Annotated in this window: 17 protein-coding genes; 5 read left to right on the forward strand and 12 right to left on the reverse strand. The window is 70.5% G+C overall.

Annotated features, from left to right (window positions below; translation table 11 throughout):
• Positions 1 to 40 precede the first annotated feature (40 nt).
• Positions 41 to 1,477 carry an adenosylhomocysteinase gene (ahcY, locus tag ACWCOV_RS18975; protein ID WP_449830579.1) on the reverse strand — a complete coding sequence of 479 codons (1,437 nt, stop codon included), beginning with the start codon at positions 1,475 to 1,477 and terminating at the stop codon, positions 41 to 43.
• Positions 1,478 to 1,596: 119 nt separating this feature from the next.
• Between ahcY and ACWCOV_RS18980 the strand changes: the two genes are divergently transcribed.
• Positions 1,597 to 1,956: a MerR family transcriptional regulator gene (locus ACWCOV_RS18980; RefSeq protein ID WP_449830580.1), complete on the forward strand. Its 360-nt coding sequence runs from the start codon at positions 1,597 to 1,599 to the stop codon at positions 1,954 to 1,956.
• 194 nt (positions 1,957 to 2,150) lie between these two features.
• Here ACWCOV_RS18980 and ACWCOV_RS18985 read toward each other — a convergent pair whose 3' ends face one another.
• Genes ACWCOV_RS18985 through ACWCOV_RS19005 form a run of 5 tightly spaced genes read right to left on the reverse strand, consistent with a single transcriptional unit; the run spans position 2,151 to position 6,967 of the window.
• Positions 2,151 to 3,110 (reverse strand): cation diffusion facilitator family transporter, encoded by a 960-nt coding sequence (locus ACWCOV_RS18985; protein WP_449830581.1) that lies wholly within the window; start codon positions 3,108 to 3,110, stop codon positions 2,151 to 2,153.
• 31 nt (positions 3,111 to 3,141) lie between these two features.
• Positions 3,142 to 4,314, reverse strand: a complete 1,173-nt coding sequence (gene manA, locus ACWCOV_RS18990; RefSeq protein ID WP_449830582.1) for a mannose-6-phosphate isomerase, class I — start codon at positions 4,312 to 4,314, stop codon at positions 3,142 to 3,144.
• A complete protein-coding gene (locus ACWCOV_RS18995; protein WP_449830583.1) occupies positions 4,308 to 5,384 on the reverse strand; it encodes an SIS domain-containing protein in 1,077 nt (358 codons plus the stop codon). Before ACWCOV_RS18995 ends, manA begins: the two co-directional genes overlap by 7 nt.
• Positions 5,384 to 5,581: a Trm112 family protein gene (locus ACWCOV_RS19000; protein WP_449830584.1), complete on the reverse strand. Its 198-nt coding sequence runs from the start codon at positions 5,579 to 5,581 to the stop codon at positions 5,384 to 5,386. Before ACWCOV_RS19000 ends, ACWCOV_RS18995 begins: the two co-directional genes overlap by 1 nt.
• Positions 5,582 to 6,967 carry a phosphomannomutase/phosphoglucomutase gene (locus tag ACWCOV_RS19005; RefSeq protein WP_449830585.1) on the reverse strand — a complete coding sequence of 462 codons (1,386 nt, stop codon included), beginning with the start codon at positions 6,965 to 6,967 and terminating at the stop codon, positions 5,582 to 5,584. It lies immediately after the preceding gene.
• Positions 6,968 to 7,089: 122 nt separating this feature from the next.
• Between ACWCOV_RS19005 and ACWCOV_RS19010 the strand changes: the two genes are divergently transcribed.
• From ACWCOV_RS19010 to ACWCOV_RS19020, 3 genes are read left to right on the forward strand one after another with little or no spacing between them, the layout of a single operon-like run.
• Positions 7,090 to 10,194 (forward strand): FtsX-like permease family protein, encoded by a 3,105-nt coding sequence (locus tag ACWCOV_RS19010; RefSeq protein WP_449830586.1) that lies wholly within the window; start codon positions 7,090 to 7,092, stop codon positions 10,192 to 10,194.
• Complete coding sequence (locus tag ACWCOV_RS19015) at positions 10,191 to 11,030, forward strand: ABC transporter ATP-binding protein (RefSeq protein WP_449830587.1); 840 nt, start codon at positions 10,191 to 10,193, stop codon at positions 11,028 to 11,030. Before ACWCOV_RS19010 ends, ACWCOV_RS19015 begins: the two co-directional genes overlap by 4 nt.
• On the forward strand, positions 11,027 to 11,674 hold the full coding sequence (locus ACWCOV_RS19020; protein WP_449830588.1) for an ABC transporter ATP-binding protein: 648 nt from the start codon (positions 11,027 to 11,029) through the stop codon (positions 11,672 to 11,674). Before ACWCOV_RS19015 ends, ACWCOV_RS19020 begins: the two co-directional genes overlap by 4 nt.
• A gap of 29 nt (positions 11,675 to 11,703) precedes the next feature.
• On the opposite strand, the gene ACWCOV_RS19025 is transcribed toward ACWCOV_RS19020, so the two are convergent.
• From ACWCOV_RS19025 to ACWCOV_RS19035, 3 genes are all read right to left on the reverse strand, one after another.
• Complete coding sequence (locus ACWCOV_RS19025; protein ID WP_449830589.1) at positions 11,704 to 12,447, reverse strand: ThuA domain-containing protein; 744 nt, start codon at positions 12,445 to 12,447, stop codon at positions 11,704 to 11,706.
• Positions 12,440 to 13,516 carry a Gfo/Idh/MocA family protein gene (locus ACWCOV_RS19030; protein ID WP_449830590.1) on the reverse strand — a complete coding sequence of 359 codons (1,077 nt, stop codon included), beginning with the start codon at positions 13,514 to 13,516 and terminating at the stop codon, positions 12,440 to 12,442. Before ACWCOV_RS19030 ends, ACWCOV_RS19025 begins: the two co-directional genes overlap by 8 nt.
• A gap of 97 nt (positions 13,517 to 13,613) precedes the next feature.
• Entirely contained in the window at positions 13,614 to 14,060 is a 447-nt protein-coding gene (locus ACWCOV_RS19035) for a metallopeptidase family protein (protein ID WP_449830591.1), read from the reverse strand.
• A gap of 31 nt (positions 14,061 to 14,091) precedes the next feature.
• On the opposite strand from ACWCOV_RS19035, the gene ACWCOV_RS19040 reads away from it, so the two are divergent.
• Positions 14,092 to 14,475 (forward strand): DUF3499 domain-containing protein, encoded by a 384-nt coding sequence (locus ACWCOV_RS19040; protein WP_360521722.1) that lies wholly within the window; start codon positions 14,092 to 14,094, stop codon positions 14,473 to 14,475.
• Here the strand turns inward: ACWCOV_RS19040 and ACWCOV_RS19045 are convergent, their stop codons facing one another.
• The 3 genes from ACWCOV_RS19045 to ACWCOV_RS19055 form a co-directional block, all read right to left on the reverse strand.
• Positions 14,476 to 15,954, reverse strand: a complete 1,479-nt coding sequence (locus ACWCOV_RS19045) for a DUF5719 family protein (protein WP_449830592.1) — start codon at positions 15,952 to 15,954, stop codon at positions 14,476 to 14,478.
• The gene (locus ACWCOV_RS19050; protein WP_449830593.1) at positions 15,951 to 18,863 is read right to left on the reverse strand and encodes a glycosyltransferase; all 2,913 of its coding nucleotides are present in this window, start codon (positions 18,861 to 18,863) and stop codon (positions 15,951 to 15,953) included. Before ACWCOV_RS19050 ends, ACWCOV_RS19045 begins: the two co-directional genes overlap by 4 nt.
• A 249-nt stretch (positions 18,864 to 19,112) precedes the next feature.
• On the reverse strand, positions 19,113 to 19,364 hold the full coding sequence (locus ACWCOV_RS19055) for a WhiB family transcriptional regulator (protein WP_020389877.1): 252 nt from the start codon (positions 19,362 to 19,364) through the stop codon (positions 19,113 to 19,115).
• Positions 19,365 to 19,608: the final 244 nt, after the last annotated feature.

Genomic DNA, 19,608 nt, shown 5'->3' on the forward strand with positions numbered 1-19,608 from the left:
CCACCGTGCGGTGGGGCGCCTTCTGTGCGTGCTGAGGAACTCAGTAGCGGTAGTGGTCTGACTTGTAGGGGCCCTCTACGGGGACGCCGAGGTAGTTGGCTTGTTCCTTGGTCAGTTCGGTGAGTTTGACGCCCAGGGCGTCGAGGTGGAGGCGGGCGACCATCTCGTCGAGGTGCTTGGGGAGGACGTAGACCTCGGTCGGGTAGTCGGCGGTCTTCACGTAGAGCTCGATCTGGGCCAGGACCTGGTTGGTGAACGAGTTCGACATCACGAACGACGGGTGGCCGGTGGCGTTGCCCAGGTTCAGCAGGCGGCCCTCGGACAGGATGATCACCGTGTGGCCGTCGGGGAAGCGGAACTCGTCCACCTGCGGCTTGATGGTGACCCGCTCGATGCCGTCCACCTTGTACAGGCCGGCCATGTCGATCTCGTTGTCGAAGTGGCCGATGTTGCCGACGATCGCCTGGTGCTTCATCGCCGCCATGTGGTCGGCGGTGATGACGTCCTTGTTGCCGGTCGTGGTGACGAAGATGTCGGCGATCCCGACCACGTCGTCGACGGTGGCGACCTGGTAGCCGTCCATCGCCGCCTGCAGCGCGCAGATCGGGTCGATCTCGGTGACGATCACCCGGGCGCCCTGGCCGCGCAGCGACTCCGCACAGCCCTTGCCGACGTCGCCGTACCCGCAGACGACCGCGACCTTGCCGCCGATCAGCACGTCGGTGGCCCGGTTGATGCCGTCGATCAGCGAGTGCCGGCAGCCGTACTTGTTGTCGAACTTCGACTTCGTCACCGAGTCGTTCACGTTGATCGCCGGGAACAGCAGCGCCCCGGCCTTGTGCATCTCGTACAGCCGGTGCACGCCGGTGGTGGTCTCCTCGGTGACCCCCTTGATGCCCTGGCCGATGGTCGTCCACAGCTGCAGGTCCTCCTGCAGCGTGCGGGTCAGCAGCTTCAGGACGACGGCGTACTCCTCGGAGTCCGCGGTGGACGGGTCCGGAACGGCGCCGGCCTTCTCGAACTCGGTGCCCTTGTGGACGAGCATAGTGGCGTCGCCGCCGTCGTCCAGGATCATGTTCGGGCCGTCGGCGCCGGGCCACCTGAGCGCCTGCTCGGTGCACCACCAGTACTCCTCGAGGGTCTCGCCCTTCCAGGCGAAGACCGGCACCCCGGCCGGGTTCTCGGCAGTGCCCTCCGGGCCGACGACGACCGCCGCGGCGGCGTGGTCCTGGGTGGAGAAGATGTTGCAGGAGACCCAGCGCACCTCGGCCCCGAGGGCGGTCAGCGTCTCGATCAGCACCGCGGTCTGGATCGTCATGTGCAGCGAGCCCATGATCTTCGCGCCGGCCAGCGGCTTGCTGTCGCCGTACTGCTTGCGCATCGCCATCAGGCCGGGCATCTCGTGCTCGGCCAGCCGGATCTCCTTGCGGCCGAACTCGGCCAGCCCGAGGTCCGCCACCTTGTAGTCGAAGGTCATACCGGTTCCGCTCCCCTGAAGACTGTGATTGCTTCCTGCCTGCCAGAGCCTAGAGGGCCGAGGCCCGGGATTTGATCGGTGGGGCAGCGTTTCTGACACTGAAATGTCAGGATTGGTGTATGCGCATCACCGAGGCGGCCCGCCGGCTGGGCACCACCCCGCGGATGCTGCGGTACCGGGAGGCCCTCGGCCTGCTCCCCCGATCCCGCTCCGCGCACACGGCCCAACGCCAGTACGACGACCGCGACCTGGCCGCCGTCCAGCTCGCCCTGGACCTGGAACGCCGGTACGACGTGACGCCGGCCGCGCTGGCGTTCGCGCTCCGGGCCCTGGCCGAGCCGTCGGTCGCGGCGGACATCCGCAACCTCGGCTACCGCACCGGCCGCCTCACCACCCCGCCGACCCGGTCGGAGATCGACCGCGAACGCGCCCTCCGCTGGCTCGGCCGCTCCGGCGTACTGCCACCCGAACCCCGCTGACCCACCCCAACCCCTCGCACCCGACCCCGCTGCCCCCCCAACCCCTCTCATCCGACCCCGCTGCCCCACCCCTCAACGAGGGGATAACCCCGCGGCTTGCGCCTTCTCCCCTCGTATACGAGCAGAAAACCCTGAGTTCGAGGGGATATCCCCTCGAACTCAGACGGCGGCGTGGGACGGCGGTGCGGGGTGGGTCAGTGGGACGGTGCCTCCGGCACGGGTGGGCGCTCGGCGCGCTGGTAGCCCTCGACGTAGATGTCGGGCTCCAGGTAGACGTGGATCGACATCGGCTCGGCTTCGCGGATGGCGCGTTCGGCGGCGTCGATGGTCTGGGCCACCACGGCCGCGTCGGTGGTCGGCTCGACGCCGACCTTGGCGGCGACCAGGACCTCTTCCGGGCCCAGGTGCAGGGTCTTGATGTGGATCAGCCGCTGCACGCCCGCGGTGTTCTCGATCGCGGCGACGATCTTCTGCTGCGACTCCCGGGTCGCGGACTCGCCGAGCAGCAGCGACTTCATCTCGATCGCCAGGAAGACCGCGACGCAGACCAGCAGCGCGCCGATCGCCATCGAGCCCGCGCCGTCCCAGACACCGTTGCCGGTGGCAAGCGTCAGGACGACGCCGATCAACGCCAGCACCAGGCCGGTGAGCGCGGCGAAGTCCTCCAGCAGGATGACCGGCAGCTCCGGCGAGCGGGCGTTGCGGATGAACTTGGCCCAGCCGACCGGCCCGCGGACCTTGTTCGCCTCGACGATCGCGGTCCGGAACGAGAACGTCTCCATGATGATCGCGGCCACCAGGACGGCGACCGGGACCCACTTCCAGTTGTCGATCGGGTGCGGGTCGTGGATCTTGTGGTAGCCCTCGTACAGCGCGAACAGGCCACCGACGCTGAACAGCACGATCGCGACGATGAACGAGTAGACGTACCGCTCCCGGCCGAAGCCGAACTGGTGCAGCTCGTCGGCCTCCCGCCGGGCCCGCTTGCCGCCGACCAGCAGCAGCACCTGGTTGCCGGCGTCGGCGACCGAGTGGATCGCCTCGGCGAGCATCGATGCCGACTGGGTCAGTCCCCAGGCGGCGAACTTGGTGATCGCGATCCCGGTGTTCGCCAGCAATGCCGCGACGACCGCCTTGGTTCCGCCACCAGCCATCTGTCCAGGTCCTCCGTCAAGTGTTGGGTGATCAGCGCGCGGACACGACGAACGCCGTGCCGGAACCACGCAGGCTACAGGGTCCTTCGGGTCCTGCAGCGAACGCGGACTGACCGGCGGACAACGTCACAGCCGACTCGGTGCCCTGAGCATCGACTTCGACACTTCCGGCCACGCAGCAGACGATCCGCGGCCCCTCGCCGGTGACCGTCTGTTCACCGCCGTCCAGGTCGATCCGGCGGATGGCGTAGTACTCACAGCCGGTCTCGTACGACGAAACGCCGTCGCCCAGCGGGGTCGCCGTCAGCACCGGGTCGGCCAGTGGCTCGAAGTCGATCACCGAGACCAGCTCGGGGACGTCGATGTGCTTGCTGGTCAGGCCGCCGCGCAGCACGTTGTCCGAGTTCGCCATCACTTCGAACCCGAGCCCGTGCAGGTACGCGTGCACGTTCCCGGCCGGCAGGTAAACCGCCTGGAACCGCTCCAGGCGCACCCGGTTCAGCAGCAGCGCGGCCAGTACGCCGGGGTCGTCCGGGAAGTCCGCGCACAGCTTGGCCAGCGCCGCCCGCTCCAGCTCGAACGCCTGGCCCGCGTACTGCGCGATGGCCTCGCCGAGAGCGGCGACCAGCGGCCGGATGGTGTCCCGGTCGCTGCTCATGATCTGGGTGAACACGTCCTGCAGCTTGCCGTTGCGGAGCAGGTCGGTGCACTCCTCGAACCCGGCCGGCGCCAGCGCGTCGAGGAACGCGACCGTGGCCTCCAGCGGCCGGAAGCCGACCAGCGCGTCGAACGGACCGAGCGCGATCAGGATCTCCGGCTTCGGCCAGGCGTCCTTGTAGTTGCGCTCACCGGCGTCGCGCGGGATCCCGGCGGCCTCGTCCCGCGCGTACCCGTCGATCGCCTGCTCCCGCGACGGGTGCGCCTGGATCGACAACGGCTGCGCGGCCGCCAGCAGCTTGGCCAGGAACGGGAACCGGCCGTCGAACCGCTCGGCCGTCTCCGGACCGAGTACGTCGGAAGGCCCGGCGGACACGAGGTCGTACAAGGAGTCGCCCGAGGGCAGCACGGACGGCGCGGACTCGTGGGCGCCCATCCACAGCTCGGCCTGCGGGCGGCCGTCCGGCTCCACCCCGGTCAGCTCGGGGATCGCGGTCGGCGAGCCCCAGGCATAGTCCCGGATGGTGTTCTGCAGCCGCACTACCACGCTGGGTCCTCCGAGGGGATTCCTGGTTCGGTGGGCTCGTCGTCGGTCGCCGTACCGTAGCGGCCGAGGCCGATGCCCAGGTACGCCGCGGCGTAGCGGCCGTGCTGGGTCAGGGCGGCGTACCGGGCGATGTCGGTGCCGTCGGCCTGCGTCACGACGTGCACGCGGACGTCGTGGGCCTCTGCCTTCGCCTCCAGCTTGCGCCGGTGCTCGGCAACGCCTGCGTCCTCCACACCGTCGTCGAGGATGACCAGGCCGGGCCGCAGCTCTTCCGGCTTGTCGAACGGGTCGGCGAACAGGTCACGCGGCGGCTGGTTGAGCACCGGCATCAGGTGCCCGGCGTCAGCGGCCAGAGCCGGCCGGCCACTCGCCAGCCGCAGCGCCTCCACCACACGACGCGCAGCACGCGCAGCCAGCACAGACCCACCCCACACCAGCGGCAGCGCATCCGCCAGCATCAGGGCCAGGTCCTTGGCCGGGTTGGAGGCGACGTCGTTGTTCGGCGAGCACTCGATGGCCACGTCGTCCAGCAGCGCCGCAACGGCCTTGTGGTCCACCTCGGGACCAAGCTCCATCTGATGCAGACCCTGCAGTACGGCGACAGCCGAAGCCAACTGGTCGTCGGACTGCGACGGCAGCCGGATGGCGTGCCGCGAGCCGGCAGAGGCCTGTGCAACCGGGGAGTCCGGCGGGCAGGCCACCATCAGGCCACAGCCGCGACGCTCCGCCTCGGAAGCAGCTGACACCGCGTCGGAGTCCTCGTTCAACCCGCCCAGGACGATCACCAGGTCAAGCGGACCGGCCCACCCCGGCAGACCGGGACCGGGCCAGGCGACGAACGGGACCGGGCAGACCGGCTCCAGGATGGCCCGGACCAGCCGGGCGTCCCGGCCGGCGGCGAGCACCGCCCGCGGCCGGAAGCCGTCGGAGTCGACCTTGGACAGGGCATCCTCGGCCGCTTCCAGCTCGGCCCGGACCCGGGCGCCGGCCATCGCCAGCCGCCGGAGCAGGTGGTCTGCCGCCCCGAGCGCGGCGGGGTCGTCCAGCCGCGAGTCGTCGAAGAAGCTCATCAGTTGTCCGCGACCTCTTTGGTGTCTCGCGCCTCGTCGATCAGCAGTACCGGGATGTCGTCGCGGACCGGGTAGGCCAGCGCGCAGGAGCCGTTCGTGCAGACCAGCTCGTTCGCCTCGTCGTCCACCCGGAACTCCGACCGGCACTTGGGGCAGACCAGGATGCTCAGCAGGTCCGGGTCCAGATTGACTGCCATTCAGTTCTCCTTCACCGATGCGCCGGTGATCAGCGCCAGTACCTCGTCGCGGACGCGTTCCATGGTGGGCCGGTCCGCCGCCTCGACGTTCAGCCGCAGCAGCGGTTCCGTGTTCGACGCACGGACGTTGAACCACCACTGTCCCGCCGACACGGTCAGACCGTCCAGATGGTCAACGGTAATGCCGTCCCGGCCGCCGTAGGTGTCTTCGATCGCCGCCACCGTCGCGGCCGCGTCGTCGACCTTGTTGTTCAGCTCGCCGGACGCGACGTACCGCTCGTACTCGGCGAACAGCTCACTGGCCGGCTTGTCCTGCTCACCGAGCGCGGCCAGCACGTGCAGCGCGGCCAGCATGCCGGTGTCGGCCCGCCAGAAGTCCCGGAAGTAGTAGTGGGCGGAGTGCTCGCCGCCGAACACCGCGTCGGTCTCGGCCATCTTCTGCTTGATGTACGAGTGCCCGACCCGGGACCGGACCGGCGTGCCGCCGTGCTCGGTGATCAGCTCCGGCACCGCCTTGGAGGTGATCAGGTTGTGGATGACGGCCGAGCCGGGGTGCTTGGCCAGCTCGCGGACCGCGACCGCGCCGGTGACCGCGCTCGGCGAGATCGGGTCGCCCTTCTCGTCCACCACGAAGCAGCGGTCCGCGTCGCCGTCGAACGCCAGGCCGAGGTCGGCCCCGAGCTCGCGGACCCTGGCCTGCAGGTCGACCAGGTTCTTCGGGTCGAGCGGGTTCGCCTCGTGGTTCGGGAAGTTGCCGTCCAGCTCGAAGTACATCGGCACGATCGTGATCGGACCGCTGGCGAACACGGCCGGCACGGTGTGGCCGCCCATCCCGTTGCCGGCGTCGACGACGACCGTGAGCGGACGGCTGCCGCTCAGGTCGACCAGGTCGTGCAGGTGGTCGGCGTACGCGGTGAGCAGGTTCTTGCGGGTCACCTTGCCCGGCACGGAGCCGGTCGACGGGCCCTCGGTGAGCGCTTTGGCGACCAGGTCGGCGATGTCGCGCAGACCGGAGTCCGAGCCGACCGGAGCGGCGCCCGCGCGGCACAGCTTGATGCCGTTGTACTGCGCCGGGTTGTGGCTCGCGGTGAACATCGCGCCGGGCAGCTGGAGCCGGCCGGAGGCGAAGTACAGCTGGTCGGTGGAGGCCAGGCCGATGTCGATCACGTCGGCGCCGGTGCTGGTCACCCCCTCGGCGAACGCAGCCGCCAGTCCCGGGCTGGACGGCCGCATGTCGTAGCCGACCACGACTGCCCCCGGAGACGAGAGGACGTCCAGGACCTCGACGAAGGCTGCCCCGGTCGCCCGGGCCACCGACTCGTCCAGCTGGTCCGGGACGACCCCTCGTACGTCGTACGCCTTGAAGATCGCAGCAACGTCAACCATGCGTGGACCCTATCCGTCCGGCCCGCAAAGCTGTATTTCAGGTGACGCTGCCCCCCTCGTTCCGTATCTTCGGGCCTGGTCCACCGACCGGGGTGGCCTGGCGGCTGGGGGGTGGCCATTCGATGTTCCTGCGGCAGGCTCTGCGGTACCGGTGGTCCCAAGCCCTGGTCCTGGCCGGCGTCAGCTTGTTGATCGGCACGTGCGCTGCGTTCGCGCCCTGGTTCGCCCGGGCGGTCGAGCAGACGGTCGCGACCGAGACGCTGACCCGTCAGTGGAACGCGGCGGCCTGGCAGCTGGACGCGGCCCCTCCGACGGCGGTCTCCGGCCCGACCGATCCGACCGCGCCCGAGGATCTGGCCCAGCTCGTCCCGGCTGACCTGAAGCCGTTGTTCACCCCACCGTCGTACGGGATGACCGTCGGCGTGACCTGGGGTCTCAGCAAGGACAAGGCGACGATCGGGGGCCGGCTGGTCTGGCGGGACGGCTACTGCGGCCAGCTCGTGCTGACCGCCGGCAGGTGCCCGAGCGGCCCCGGTGAAGTGGTCGCGTCGACCGCGGACGCGAAGAACTTCGGCGCGACGGTCGGGGCAACGATCAAGGCGGAGACCAGCAGCTACACGGATCGCGGACTCCGAGTGGTCGGGATCTACCAGGCGGAAGACGAGGCCACCTACTGGTTCGGCCGCGGACCGACCGGCCACTCGAGGCCGGCCAGCGAGAGCAGACCGGCGGAGGCCGACTTCCTGCTCACCGAGCGCGACACGTTCGCCGCGGGGCGATGGGGCTACCACTCGACGCTGGACACCCGACCGCAGCCGGGGAGCGCGCGAGTCGACGACCTGGACCGCATCCGGCAGGTGACCGATCAGCTCGAAGCCCGCAACTCCGAGCTCGGCCTCGACGCCAGGAACAACTCCGGGCTGATCGACGTCATCGACGGGATCCAGGCCGAGCGCCGGCAGGCGGGCACGATCATCCCGCTCGTGATGGTGCAGGTCGCTCTGTTCGGTGTGGTCGTGCTGGGGTTGGCCCTGGCCGCTGTGGTCGACCAGCGCCGCCCGGAGCTGGCTGTCGCGCGACTGCGCGGGTCAGGCGCCGGCCGGATCGGCCGGGCACTCGCCATCGAGCTGAGCGTGCCGGTTCTGCTCGGTACGGCGGTCGGCGTGACCTCCGGCTTCGTCCTGCTTCTCGTGGTCCGGGCCGCCTGGCTGGGCGGCGCAGCGCCGGTGGAGATGCCGTGGACGGTTCCGGCCGCGGCCGCCTTGGCGGCGCTGGCCGGGCTGGCGGTGGTCGCGCTGTCGATCCGTGCGGTCGTCCGCCAGCCGATCTCCAGCCTGCTCCGGCGGATCCCGCCCCGCCGGCGGCACCGAGCCATCGGCCTGATCGATCTCACCGTCATCGTTCTCGCATCGGCCGGACTGGTCAGCGGATTGACCAATGGTGGACGAGGTCCGTTGCCCGTGCTGACCCCGACCTTGCTCGCTCTGGCGGCCGGTCTGGCGTTCGCCCATTTGCTGCTGCCGGCGGCCGGGCTGCTGAGCCGTCACGCTCTGCGCAAGGGGCGTCTGGGTCTCGCGCTCGGCGCTCTGCAGGTGTCCCGGCGTCCGGCCGTGACGCGGCTCGTCGCCGTGGTCGCGGTGGCGACCGGCTTGGTGTCGTTCGCCGGTCAGGCCTCTTCGGTCGCTGACCGCAACAGGGAGACGCGGGCAGGGTACGAGACCGGCGCCGAGGCGGTCCTGGCGATGGACACCACCAACCTCGGCGACTTCACCGCGGCGGTCGACAAGGTCGATCCGGACCGGCAATGGCTGACCCCGGTCGTTCTCTCTCAGCCGCCGTCCACCGAGAGCCTGCGCGCCGTGCTGATCGAGCCGGACGGCTACCGGCGGATCGCCTTCCGCGGCGACGAACTCACCGATGCCGAGGGCTTCCGCAACCTCCAGGCGCCCACGGAGCCGAAGCCGATCGAGCTGACCGGCGAACGGCTGATGGTGACCGCGAGTCTCGGCGCGATGACGCCGTACGTGCCGCCGTCCAGTGAGGGTATGGTTCCGCCGTCCGACGAGCAGGCCAGGTCCGTCGTCCTGCAGGCGACCGTGATCAACCAGCGCCGAGGTGCGCGCTACCTGGTCCAGTTCCCCCCACTGCCGTTGCGCGCCGGCAAGCCGGTCCGGCTGAGTACGCCGATCGACTGCCGGCCGTCGTGTCACCTGATCCGGCTCGGGGTGGCCCGCGAGGTCGGTGACACCGCGGGCGTCAAGGGCGACATCGCGATCAGCCAACTGGCGACCGACACCCAGCAGTCGATCCCGCTGGGCCGGGCGCAGGACTGGGTGAGCGGCCCGCAGACAGGAGCCGACAACCAGGGCACCATCGAGGCCGGGAGCCTGTCGAACGGGCTGACCCTCAAGGTGGCCAGTGTCGGCGGCGACCAGAACCTCCAGTACGCCGCCATCCCGACGCCGGTCCCGGCGCTGGTGAGTCCGGACTTCGCCGTCAGCGAGGTCCAGACCGTGCCCGGCCTCGACGGGCTCTCGATCCCGATCCACAAGCTCGACAGCCTGCACACCCCGATGCCGCGGCACAGCGAGCGCGTCGCCGTCCTCGACCTGGAGACCGTACGGCGGCTCGGCGGCAGCGTCGACGACACCTCGACCGACTTCGAGCTCTGGCTCAACGCCGACGGGCTCGCGAACGTCGACAAGATCATCGCGGACCTCACCGCGGCCGGAATCACCCCGACCCTCGTCGATCGGCAGTCGGACCGCATCGCCGGGTACGGGCGCTCCGCCAGCGCGCTCGCGCTCCAGCTCACTCCGGTCGTCGGCCTCGCCAGCTGGGCCCTCGCAATCATCGTGCTGCTGCTGATGGGCGTCAGCTCCTGGCGGTCCCGGGCCCAGGACTACGCGAGCCTGCGGATCAACGGCGTACCGGCGACGACGACCGGAGGGGCGGCGCGCTGGGAGCACACCGGACCGGTCGCGCTGGCAGCTCTGCTCGGGTCGGCGTGCGGTGTCGTCGGCGCCCACATCGCGCTACCGATGTTCCCGCTCTTCGCGGAGACCTCCGAACCGTCGCCGGTGCCACTCGACCTGGCGATCAACTGGCCCGGAGCGGTCATCCTCTGGCTGGCCGGCACCGTGGTGCTGACGGCGACCACGCTGGTGCTGGGCACCACTGTGAACCGGCGGGCCGGCTACAGCCGGATTCGGGAGGAGCTGTCATGAGCGGACTCGCGATCAGCACCAGCGGCCTGGTCCACATCTACCGCAGCCAGGGCCACGACGTCGCTGCCTTGTCGGGAATCGGCATCACCGTGCGGCCCGGTGAGCTGGTCGGTCTGCTGGGCCCGTCCGGGGCCGGCAAGTCGACGCTGCTGCAGCTGTGTGGTGGCTTGCTGACGCCGAGCGCCGGGCGGCTCCAGATCGGCGAGCACAACCTGGCGACGATGACCGAGCCCGAGCTCGACCGGATGCGCGCGCGGGACGTCGGCATCGTGTTGCAAGGTGCCGGGCGCAACCTCGTCCCGTACCTGTCACCGGTGGACAACGTCCGGTACGCACAGCGCGCCGCGTCTCGCGACCCTTCCCTGCCGAAGCCGGAGGAAGTGCTCGAGCTGGTCGGTCTGACCGACCAGGCCCGGAGCCCGCTGACCTCGCTGACGCCCGGGCAGATCCAGCTCTGCGCAGTCGCGGTGGGGATCGCCACGTTCCCCGGCCTGCTGCTGGCCGACGAGCCGACCAGCCAACTGGACCACCGGGCCCGGGACGAGGTCCTCGCCGCGATCTCGACCATCAACGACAGCACCGGCATGACGGTGCTGCTGATCACCCACGATCCCGAGGTCGCCGCGGTGCTCCCCCGCACCGTCACGATCCGCGACGGGCGGATCGCGTCCGAAGGGCGCAGCGGCGAGGAGTTCGCGGTCGTCGCCACCGACGGGTCGTTGCCGCTGCCGCCACATGTCGCCGAGCTGTTGCCACCTGGGACCCTGCTCCGCGTCACCACCACCGAGGCCGGCGAGGTTCGCCTGAGCCCGATCCAGCAAGAAGGTCAGTCGTGATCACGGTCACCAACCTCACCGTCGCGTACGACGATCTGATCGCCGTGGCCGACGTGTCCCTGCGCGTGCCGCCCGGGTTCGTCCTCGCGGTCAGCGGGCCGTCCGGAGCCGGCAAGAGCTCGCTGCTCTGGGCGATCGCCGGCGCGGTCCCGGCGAAGTCCGGCATGGTCGAGGTGGACGGCCTCACGATCACCGACCGGCCCGCGGCCGCGGCGCACGGCGTCGTACTGATCCCACAAGGCAACGGCCTGGCCCGGGTGCTGACCGCGCGGGAGAACCTCGCGCTGCCACTCCTTGCCAAACGCAACGAGCCGGACGCGGTGGACCGGCACGTCGAGCAGGCGCTGGTCGACGTGGGGCTGCAGGACAGCGGCGACCACCTGGTCGAGGAGCTGTCCGGCGGCGAGCAGCAACGCATCGCCGTCGCTCGCGGGCTCGCCCAGCAGGGCCGCGTCATCCTGGCCGACGAGTCGACCAGCGAGCTCGACGGCACGAACCGGGAGCGAGTCCTCGACCTGCTGCGCCGCGAAGCCCGTCGCGGCGCCGCGGTGGTCATCGCCACCCACGACCCGAACGTCGCAGCCGGCGCCGACGGCCACGCCACGATGGACGAAGGCCACCTGACCTGGCAGCGGCGCCTCTGACACTCAGAGGCGCCGCTCGAGCCCAGGTCTCAGGCGTTGTCGAACCAGCCCGGGTGCTTCCGGTGGTGAACCTCCGGGAGCTGCCGCGGGCTCGTCGGAGCCGCCCAGCCGACCGCGTTGGCGATGATCTGCTGGACCTCCGGCTGGTGGTACGTCGGGTACTCCTGGTCGCCGGGGCGGAAGTAGAAGACCCGGCCCTGGCCGCGCCGGTAGCAGCAGCCGGAGCGGAACACCTCGCCGCCGGAGAACGAGCTCACGAACACCAGCTCGTCCGGCTGCGGGATGTCGAACAGCTCGCCGTACATCTCCTCGCGCTCGATCACCAGCGGGTGCGGGACGCCCTGCGCGATCGGGTGGCCGGCGGCCACGGTCCAGAGCAGCTCGCGGTCGTTGTCGGACCGCCAGTCCAGCGAGCAGGTGGTGCCCATCAGCCGGATGAAGATCTTGCTGAAGTGCGCCGAGTGCAGCGCGATCAGGCCCATGCCGGACAGCACATGACGCTGCACCCGCTCGACGACCGCGTCCTCGACGTCACCGTGCGCGGCGTGCCCCCACCAGGTGAGTACGTCGGTCTCGGCCAGCACCTCCTCGGTCAGCCCGTGCTCGGGCTGCTGCAGCCACGCCGTCCGGACCACCACGTTGTCGCCGAGCTTGGCGCGTACGGCGGCGGCGATCGTCTCGTGCATGGTGTCCGGGTAGACCTTCTGGACCGAGGCGTCGCGCTGGTCGTGCACGTTCTCGCCCCAGACGGTGACGCGAATCGGATCAGTCATGGAGAACAACCTCTCGTCCCGCCTTCGCCGAGGCGTAGCAGGCGTCGATGACCTCGGTCCGCAGCAGCGCCTCGGACCCGTTGTGTGCGGCCCAGTCGCCGCTCTGGACGATCCGGACGAACTCCTGGACCACCGCGCGGTGGCCGAGCCCGGCGCCGGTCGCCGGCTTCACCTCGGCCGGCACGCCGCCGACATCGGTGAAGATGCGCAGGGTGTCGACGGTCGTGTAGTTCTGCACCTCGATCTTGGCGCCGCCGTCGGTGCCGAACAGCTCGATCCCGAAGTTGTCGCCGGGGGCGCGGTAGGTCGCCCAGCTGGTCTCCAGCTGCAGCGCGCCGCCGCCCTGCAACCGCAGGTACGCCGTGGCCAGGTCCTCCACCTCGAACGCCGACCCGAGGGTGCTCGCGTTCGGCACGGTGCTGCCCTTGCCGCGCGGGCCCAGCTCGGCGAACGTGCTCGCGCTGACCGTCGACACCTGCGGCTCGCCCAGCAGGTGCAGGGCCAGGTCGAGGATGTGCACGCCGAGGTCGATCAGCGGGCCGCCACCGGACAGCTCGCGGTTGGTGAACCAGCCGCCCATGCCCGGGATGCCGTTGCGGCGCATCCAGTGCGCCTTCGCGTAGTAGACCCGGCCCAGCTGGCCCTCGTCGATCTGGTGCTTCAGCGCCGCGACGTCACCGCGCTCACGGTGGTTGAAGATGACCTTCAGCACCTTGCCGGCCTTCTTCGAGGCCTCGACCATCGCGGTGCCCTCGGCGACCGTGCGGGCCAGCGGCTTCTCGCAGAGGACGTGCAGGCCCTTCTCCAGCGCCTTCAGGGCGATCGGGGCGTGCAGCTGGGTCGGCGTGCCGATGCTGACCGCCTCCAGGCCCTCGGTCTCGAGCAGGTCCTCCCACTTCTCGTACAGGTGCGGGACGTGGTGCTTCTCGCCCAGGGTGGTCAGCGTGTCCTTCTCCAGACCGGCCAGCGCCAGCACCTCGACGTCCGGCAACTCGGAGAAGGCCTCCAGCGCCGTCCGCCCGGCGAAGCCCAGGCCGATCACTCCGACGCGCAGTTTTTGATCGTTCACACCCACGATCCTCTCGCAATGACAACGAAGGTCACAAACCGCTTCCCACAGTGCGGAACACGTTCCGACACCAGTGGATCGGGTGGTTCTACGGCCCTCAGTCGTCGCCGGACTCGAAGTCCGGGTCGATCTGCTCGGGTGACAGCGCCAGTACGTCGGCCAGCTCGAGCACCAGCGCGGACCGGACCAGCCAGGCCAGGCTGGTCGCGGACCGTTCGGCCCGCAGCTCGATCGGGCGGCGGAAGACCACGATCCGGTACGGCTCGTGCGAGGTGCCGCCGCTGGAGTGGGTGAGCGGGATCTCGACCGCGTCCAGGTCGAGGTTCGGCACGTCCTCGATCGCGAACTCGACCCGGGCGACGACCTGCGGCAGCCGTTTCTCCAGCCGGGTCACCTCGACCGCGACCACCTCGTCGAACTGGGCCGCGGCGGACCGCTGCAGCGGCAGGCCGCGGGGCGCGAACTTGCTCGGCCGGCTGATCGGGCCGAGCATGCCGCGGCCGTGGCGGTCGATGTGCCTGCGATGACGGCGAGCCTCGGTCACGCGCTCAGCCTAGTGGGGGTAACGTCTGGTCGTGAGCATCGCCAGGATCTGTTCGCGCGCCGCCTGTCACAAGCCGGCTGTGTCGACGCTCACGTACGTGTACGCCGACTCCACCTGTGTGCTCGGCCCGTTGGCGACGTACGCCGAACCGCACTGCTACGACCTGTGCGCCGACCACGCCGACCGGCTGACCGCGCCGAACGGGTGGGAAGTCATCCGGCTGGCCCCGGACCCGGCCGCTGCCGGACCGTCGTCGGACGACCTCGAGGCGTTGGCGAACGCGGTTCGCGAAGCAGCCCGCCCGCTGCCCCCGCGTGAGCCGGGTCGCGGCGCGCCGGGCGCGCCGGTCGAGGTGGCCCGCCGAGGTCACCTGCGGATGCTGCAGGACCCCGGCGCGAACTCCTCCGAAGGCTGACTACCGCAGCGCGGCCCGGACGTCGGGCTGGGCGCCCAGCTGCGCCCGGAACACCAGTGACGTGTTGAGCGGCCACGCGGCCACCTGAGCGACGTCGTCCTCGTCCGGCTTGGCGGCCGGCATCAACGTGACGCCCGCGATCATCGTGCCCCGGGTCTGCTCGACCATCAGGTACGTCGCACGGGGCTGAGCCGGGAACGAGATCTGGGCGGTCGCGCCGGCGAGCACGTCCAGGGCCCGCGTGTTCAGCACGCGGCCGTTCGCGTCCCGGAGCTCGAACTTCACACTGCCGTTCTTGCCCGGCGCGGTCACCTGCAGGATCGCCGGCTGCTTGTGCGCCGGCAGCACCAGGTACGCCGGACCGGTCAGCGCCTCGGCCGACCCGAGTGACGCGAAGTCGCTGCCACTCGCGTCCACCATCCGCATCGACGCCGTGACCGGCTGGTCAGCGGTCACCGTGACCGCGCTGGGATCGCCGTGCAGCACCGGGTCGAGCCGGAACGTCTTCACCGAACCGGCCGGGATCTGCACGGTCTCCAGGCCGGCCGGCTTGAACGGCCCGTTCGGCCCGTGCACGGTCAGCCCGGCGGTCGCCTGCAGGTCGCCCGGGTTCGCCACCGACAGGATCCGCAGCCCGGCGCCTGGCGCGACCGCAGGCACGAACACCTTGGTCGCCGGCGGCGCCGACGGGTTCAGCCAGTCCACACCGGCGGGCTTCTTGCCGTTGGTCGCGTTGTCCCGCAGCGCCGGCGCGACCCGGCCGCCGGTGGACTCGACGTGCAGCGCGATGTCCCGCAGGTTCCGGGCGACCAGCCCGAGGTAGAGCTCGGTCGTCCCCCGCGCCGGTACGACGATGCCGCGAGCCGCAGGCAGGTCCTGGGGACCGCTGCGCGCATAGATGGCGACGTTCACCTCGGCGTTGATGCTGTCCAGGTTGGTCAGCACCAGGACGTCGCGCCGGTCGGTCGCGCCGGAGGCTCCGACGAACCAGAAGTCCGAGCCGGGCAGCTGGCAGGGCGTGCTCGCCATGCCCTCGTTCACGCCTTCGATGGAGGTCGTCGTACTCGTGCCGACGGTGCCGGCGGCCAGCGGGCCGACGCCGCGAATCGACAGCGGCGCGGGCTTCGTGACCGGGGTGCTCGACCCGATCTTGCCGCGCACCAGCAGCGAACCGGCCGGGTTGGCGTTCTCCGACAGCGGCGCGATCGCCAGCGGCGTCTCGTCGCCCGCGGCGGTCGGGGTCCCTTCGGGCAGGGTCGGCGACACCGCGTTCACCACGCTCGTCAGCTTGCCGCCGCCCGCGAGGGCCGGGCAGGACAGCGCCGTACGGTTCACCACTGTGCGGGCCGGCTCGCCGGTGGCCTCGGCCCGGGTCTCCGGCTCCTTGGCGTGCGTCACCACGCCGAGGCCGGCCGCGGCGGCCATCGCCAGCACGCAGGCCCCGAGCCGGATCCGCGCGTCCGAGAGCAGTCGCCTCATCGGTCCCTCCTTGCGTGGGTGCCGTGCGGCATCGCGACTGTCCGGCGGACTGTCGGCAGGCAGAAGATCAGCGCGATGATCCAGGCGATCACTCCGAGCACCCGCCACACGCTGTGCGTGTCGTAGGTGAGCGGCGTGCTGCCCGGGTCCTCCGAGCGATCGACCAGCCAGGCCGCGTCGCCGTCGTCGGCGCTGGCCCGGGTCAGGCCGGGCAGCGAGTCGAGCGTCGCCTGCAGCGTCGAGTCGACCGGCGCCGGCAGGTAGACGTAGTCGATCGCGAGCGCGGCCAACTGCCGGCCCTCTTCACCCGTGCCGCCACCGCCGAGCGTCGACAGCACATCCGTGATCGGCTTGGTCTGCTCCGGCTTCGGCGCGGCCTCCAGCGAACCCATCCGCGGACCGCCGTCCTTCACCAGCGAGTACCGCATCGGGTTGTTCCCGTCCTTGCGCACGACCAGCACGGATGCGTCCTCCGGCGGATCCTGCGCGGAGATCAGGTACGCCGGGAGGTCTTGAGCCGGACCGCGCCACAACGGGCCGTCGGCGCCACGCACCAGCCAGAACCCGGCCGTCACGATCGTGGTCACCAGCACGATCCCGAGCACGCCCTGCACGATGAGGTCGGTGGACTTGCCGACCGAGTCCCACGCCACGGTCACCGCGACGATCCAGCCCGCGGTCATCAGGAACATCAGCGGACCGCTGCCGCCACCGAGCCGGCTGGCGACGAGCGTCCCGAGCAGACCCAGCAGGGCGGCGAACCATCCGAGCAACTCGTACCGCTGGCGCGACTCCCGCAGCAGGCTGACCAAGGCCACCAGAATCAGCGGTACGACGAACCACCACGGCGTCGGCGCACCAATCGGCGTACCGGTCAGAAGGTGCGGCAGGCTGTCCCCCGGGCCGACTGCGGCAGTCGGCGGTCCGCCCGCTTCCTGCCCGAGCCGCGACGGGTGCAGCACCAACTGGATCGTCCACGGCAGCACCAGCAGCAGACCCAGTACGACGGAGAACACGAGCTGGCGCCCCTGCCGACGCCACCCGAGCCCGAGCACGGCGCCGAGGACAAGCGTCACGCTGACCAGCAGACCCAGCGCCGGTGTGAACGCGAACAGCACCGCCTGGCAGATCCCCGCGAACCACGCCGCCCGCCAGCTGCCCTGGATGATGACGCGACGCCGCCGGGCGACCGTGTGCACAGCAGCACCGAGCAACGGCAGCACGATCGCCGCCACAACCGTGCCGATCCGGCCCTGCGTGATCGCTCCGTTGGTGAACACCGCAAGCCCGTACGCCGATGCGCCCCAGGCTCGCGCGACACGGTCCATGACGAACGCGCGCAGCAGAACCCACGCGGCCAGACCGGCCAACGGGACGGCACCGAGGAGCAGCACGTCCGTCGCACCGGACGGACCGAACATCACTGCGGAGAAGGCCCAGAACTGTCCAAGCCAAGCAGGCGGTGTCACGCCGGGCGGTGCAGAGGCCGCGGCTTGCCAGAGCGCGCCGAGTGTTTCGTGCGCAGGCAGCAGCAGGTTGGATCGCAGCACGCCGCCACCGATCAGGCTGCGCCCGGCGACGAACGCACCGATCGCCAGGAAGACCCAGGCGATCAGGAACGGCCGGCGGATCAGCTGCCGACGCCAACGCGGCTGGTCGACGGCTACGCGCGCAGTGGACTTCGCACGGCGTGCAGTGGTGACGACCTGTTCTTCCGGCTCGTCCGCCCAGGCTTCGCGGATCCGCTCGGAGATCGTGCTGGTCGTCTCCTCCAGGTTGTGCCGCAAGGCGTGCACAGACCGGGAGAACAATCCCTTGATGTCGTCGTACGGCACCCGGTCGAGGCTGCGGCGGTCCCTGCGGGCCTGGGTCCAGCCACCCGCGAGCAACGTGCCGAGCAGTGCGGTCCACTCGTCGACGGCGCCGGACGGCGTCTTGCCGAGCAGGAACCAGATCGAGCGCAGGATCGTGCCGAACAGGAAGCGAAGGATCAGCAGCGGCAGCAGCTTGCCGGGCGCGTTGGCCAGCACGGTGTAGTACGCGTGCGAGCGGTCGAGCTGGTAGGCGTGCCGCCGGGTGCCGGCCAGTGCGCGGTCACCGGTCGCGGCTGCCTGTGCGTGGTAGACGACTGCGTCCGGTGCGACGCCGACCTTGTAGCCGGCGCGGCTGGCGCGCCAGCCGAAGTCGATGTCGTCGCGGAACATCGGCAGCCGCGGGTCGAACCCGTGCAGTGCTTCCCAGACGTCGCGACGGACGAGCATGCCGGCCGAGCTGACCGCGAGCACGCTCCGCAGCTGGTCGTGCTGACCCTGGTCGAGCTCGCCGTTCTCGATGCCGGTGTCGCGGCGGCCGCCGAGCGAGGTGGTGACACCGACCTCGAGCAGCTCCCGGTCCCGCGGCCAGAGCCGCAGCTTCGGGCCCCAGACGCCGACGTCCGGCGCAATCGTGGCCTGAAGCAACAACTTCTCCAGCGCCTTCGGGGCCGGCGCGCAGTCGTCGTGCAGCAGCCACAGCCACTCGACCACAGGCATGTGGCCGTCGTCGCCGTACGGACCGACGGCGGACGGGATCGGCGCGAAGCCGACCGCCTCGATGCCGCGGGCCACCGCCGTACCGAAACCGGTGCGGGCGGAGACGCTGACCACGGGCTCGACGCCGGGCATCGCGGCGAGCAGCTCGGCGGTGTCGTCGGTGGATCCGGTGTCGACAGCGATCAACCGGTCGGGGCGTGGATTGAGGGCCCAGAGCGCTTCGGACAACCGGGGCAGCCAGGCCGCGCCCTCGTGTCCGACCACGACCGCGGTGACGACATGCCGGACCCGCGGGCGACCCATCGGGTCGTCGGTGTGGTCGGTCGGGAAGTCGACAGCGTCGAAGAACTCCCAGCCGGCCGGAGCTTCTTGTTCCATGCGGAGCTGTAACACCTTTGCGGGGCTGTGGACGGCGTTCACCGCGCCTCCTGGGAGTCGCGACGAGGACTCACCATACAGCCGCCACGGTGAGCTATGCCCCGCTCACCCCATCACCTGTGGACAGCCGCGGGCCCCGGCGACAGATGTCGAGCCGGGGCCTCCGCGGGTGTATCTCTCGAGTTGTCCTGCATTGTTGCCGATCGCGGCCTGGTGGCAGGGCACCGGACCGAACCGATCAGCGGGGCCTCAGACGGCCTTTTTCTTCAGCTTGCGGCGCTCCCGCTCCGACAGCCCGCCCCAGATCCCGAAGCGCTCGTCGTTCTGCAGTGCGTACTCGAGGCACTCGCCCCGGACGTCACAGCCGAGGCAGACCTTCTTCGCCTCGCGGGTGGATCCGCCCTTCTCCGGGAAGAAAGCCTCTGGGTCGGTCTGGGCGCACAGCGCCCTTTCCTGCCAGTTCGGCTCCTCCTCGATCGCCTCACCGTCGACAATCGCCATCAGGCCCTCTGTCACGGTACGACCTCCTCGACCCTGTTCGTTCCCCTGTACATGTGGGTTTGCGGTCCACATGCCTGACCTCGTCCGTCCTGCGCTCTGCAACGGTCCCCGATACCGAGTGTCCAACGAACGACACGGTTGAAATTACATTCCTGCAATCCACGAAAGTCAAGCCGTGGTCTGCTATTGGCATCATCCGCAACACGGCTGCAAAAGAACGAGAGGCCTGTGTGCACAGGCCTCT

Source organism: Kribbella sp. NPDC002412 (assembly GCF_053592935.1).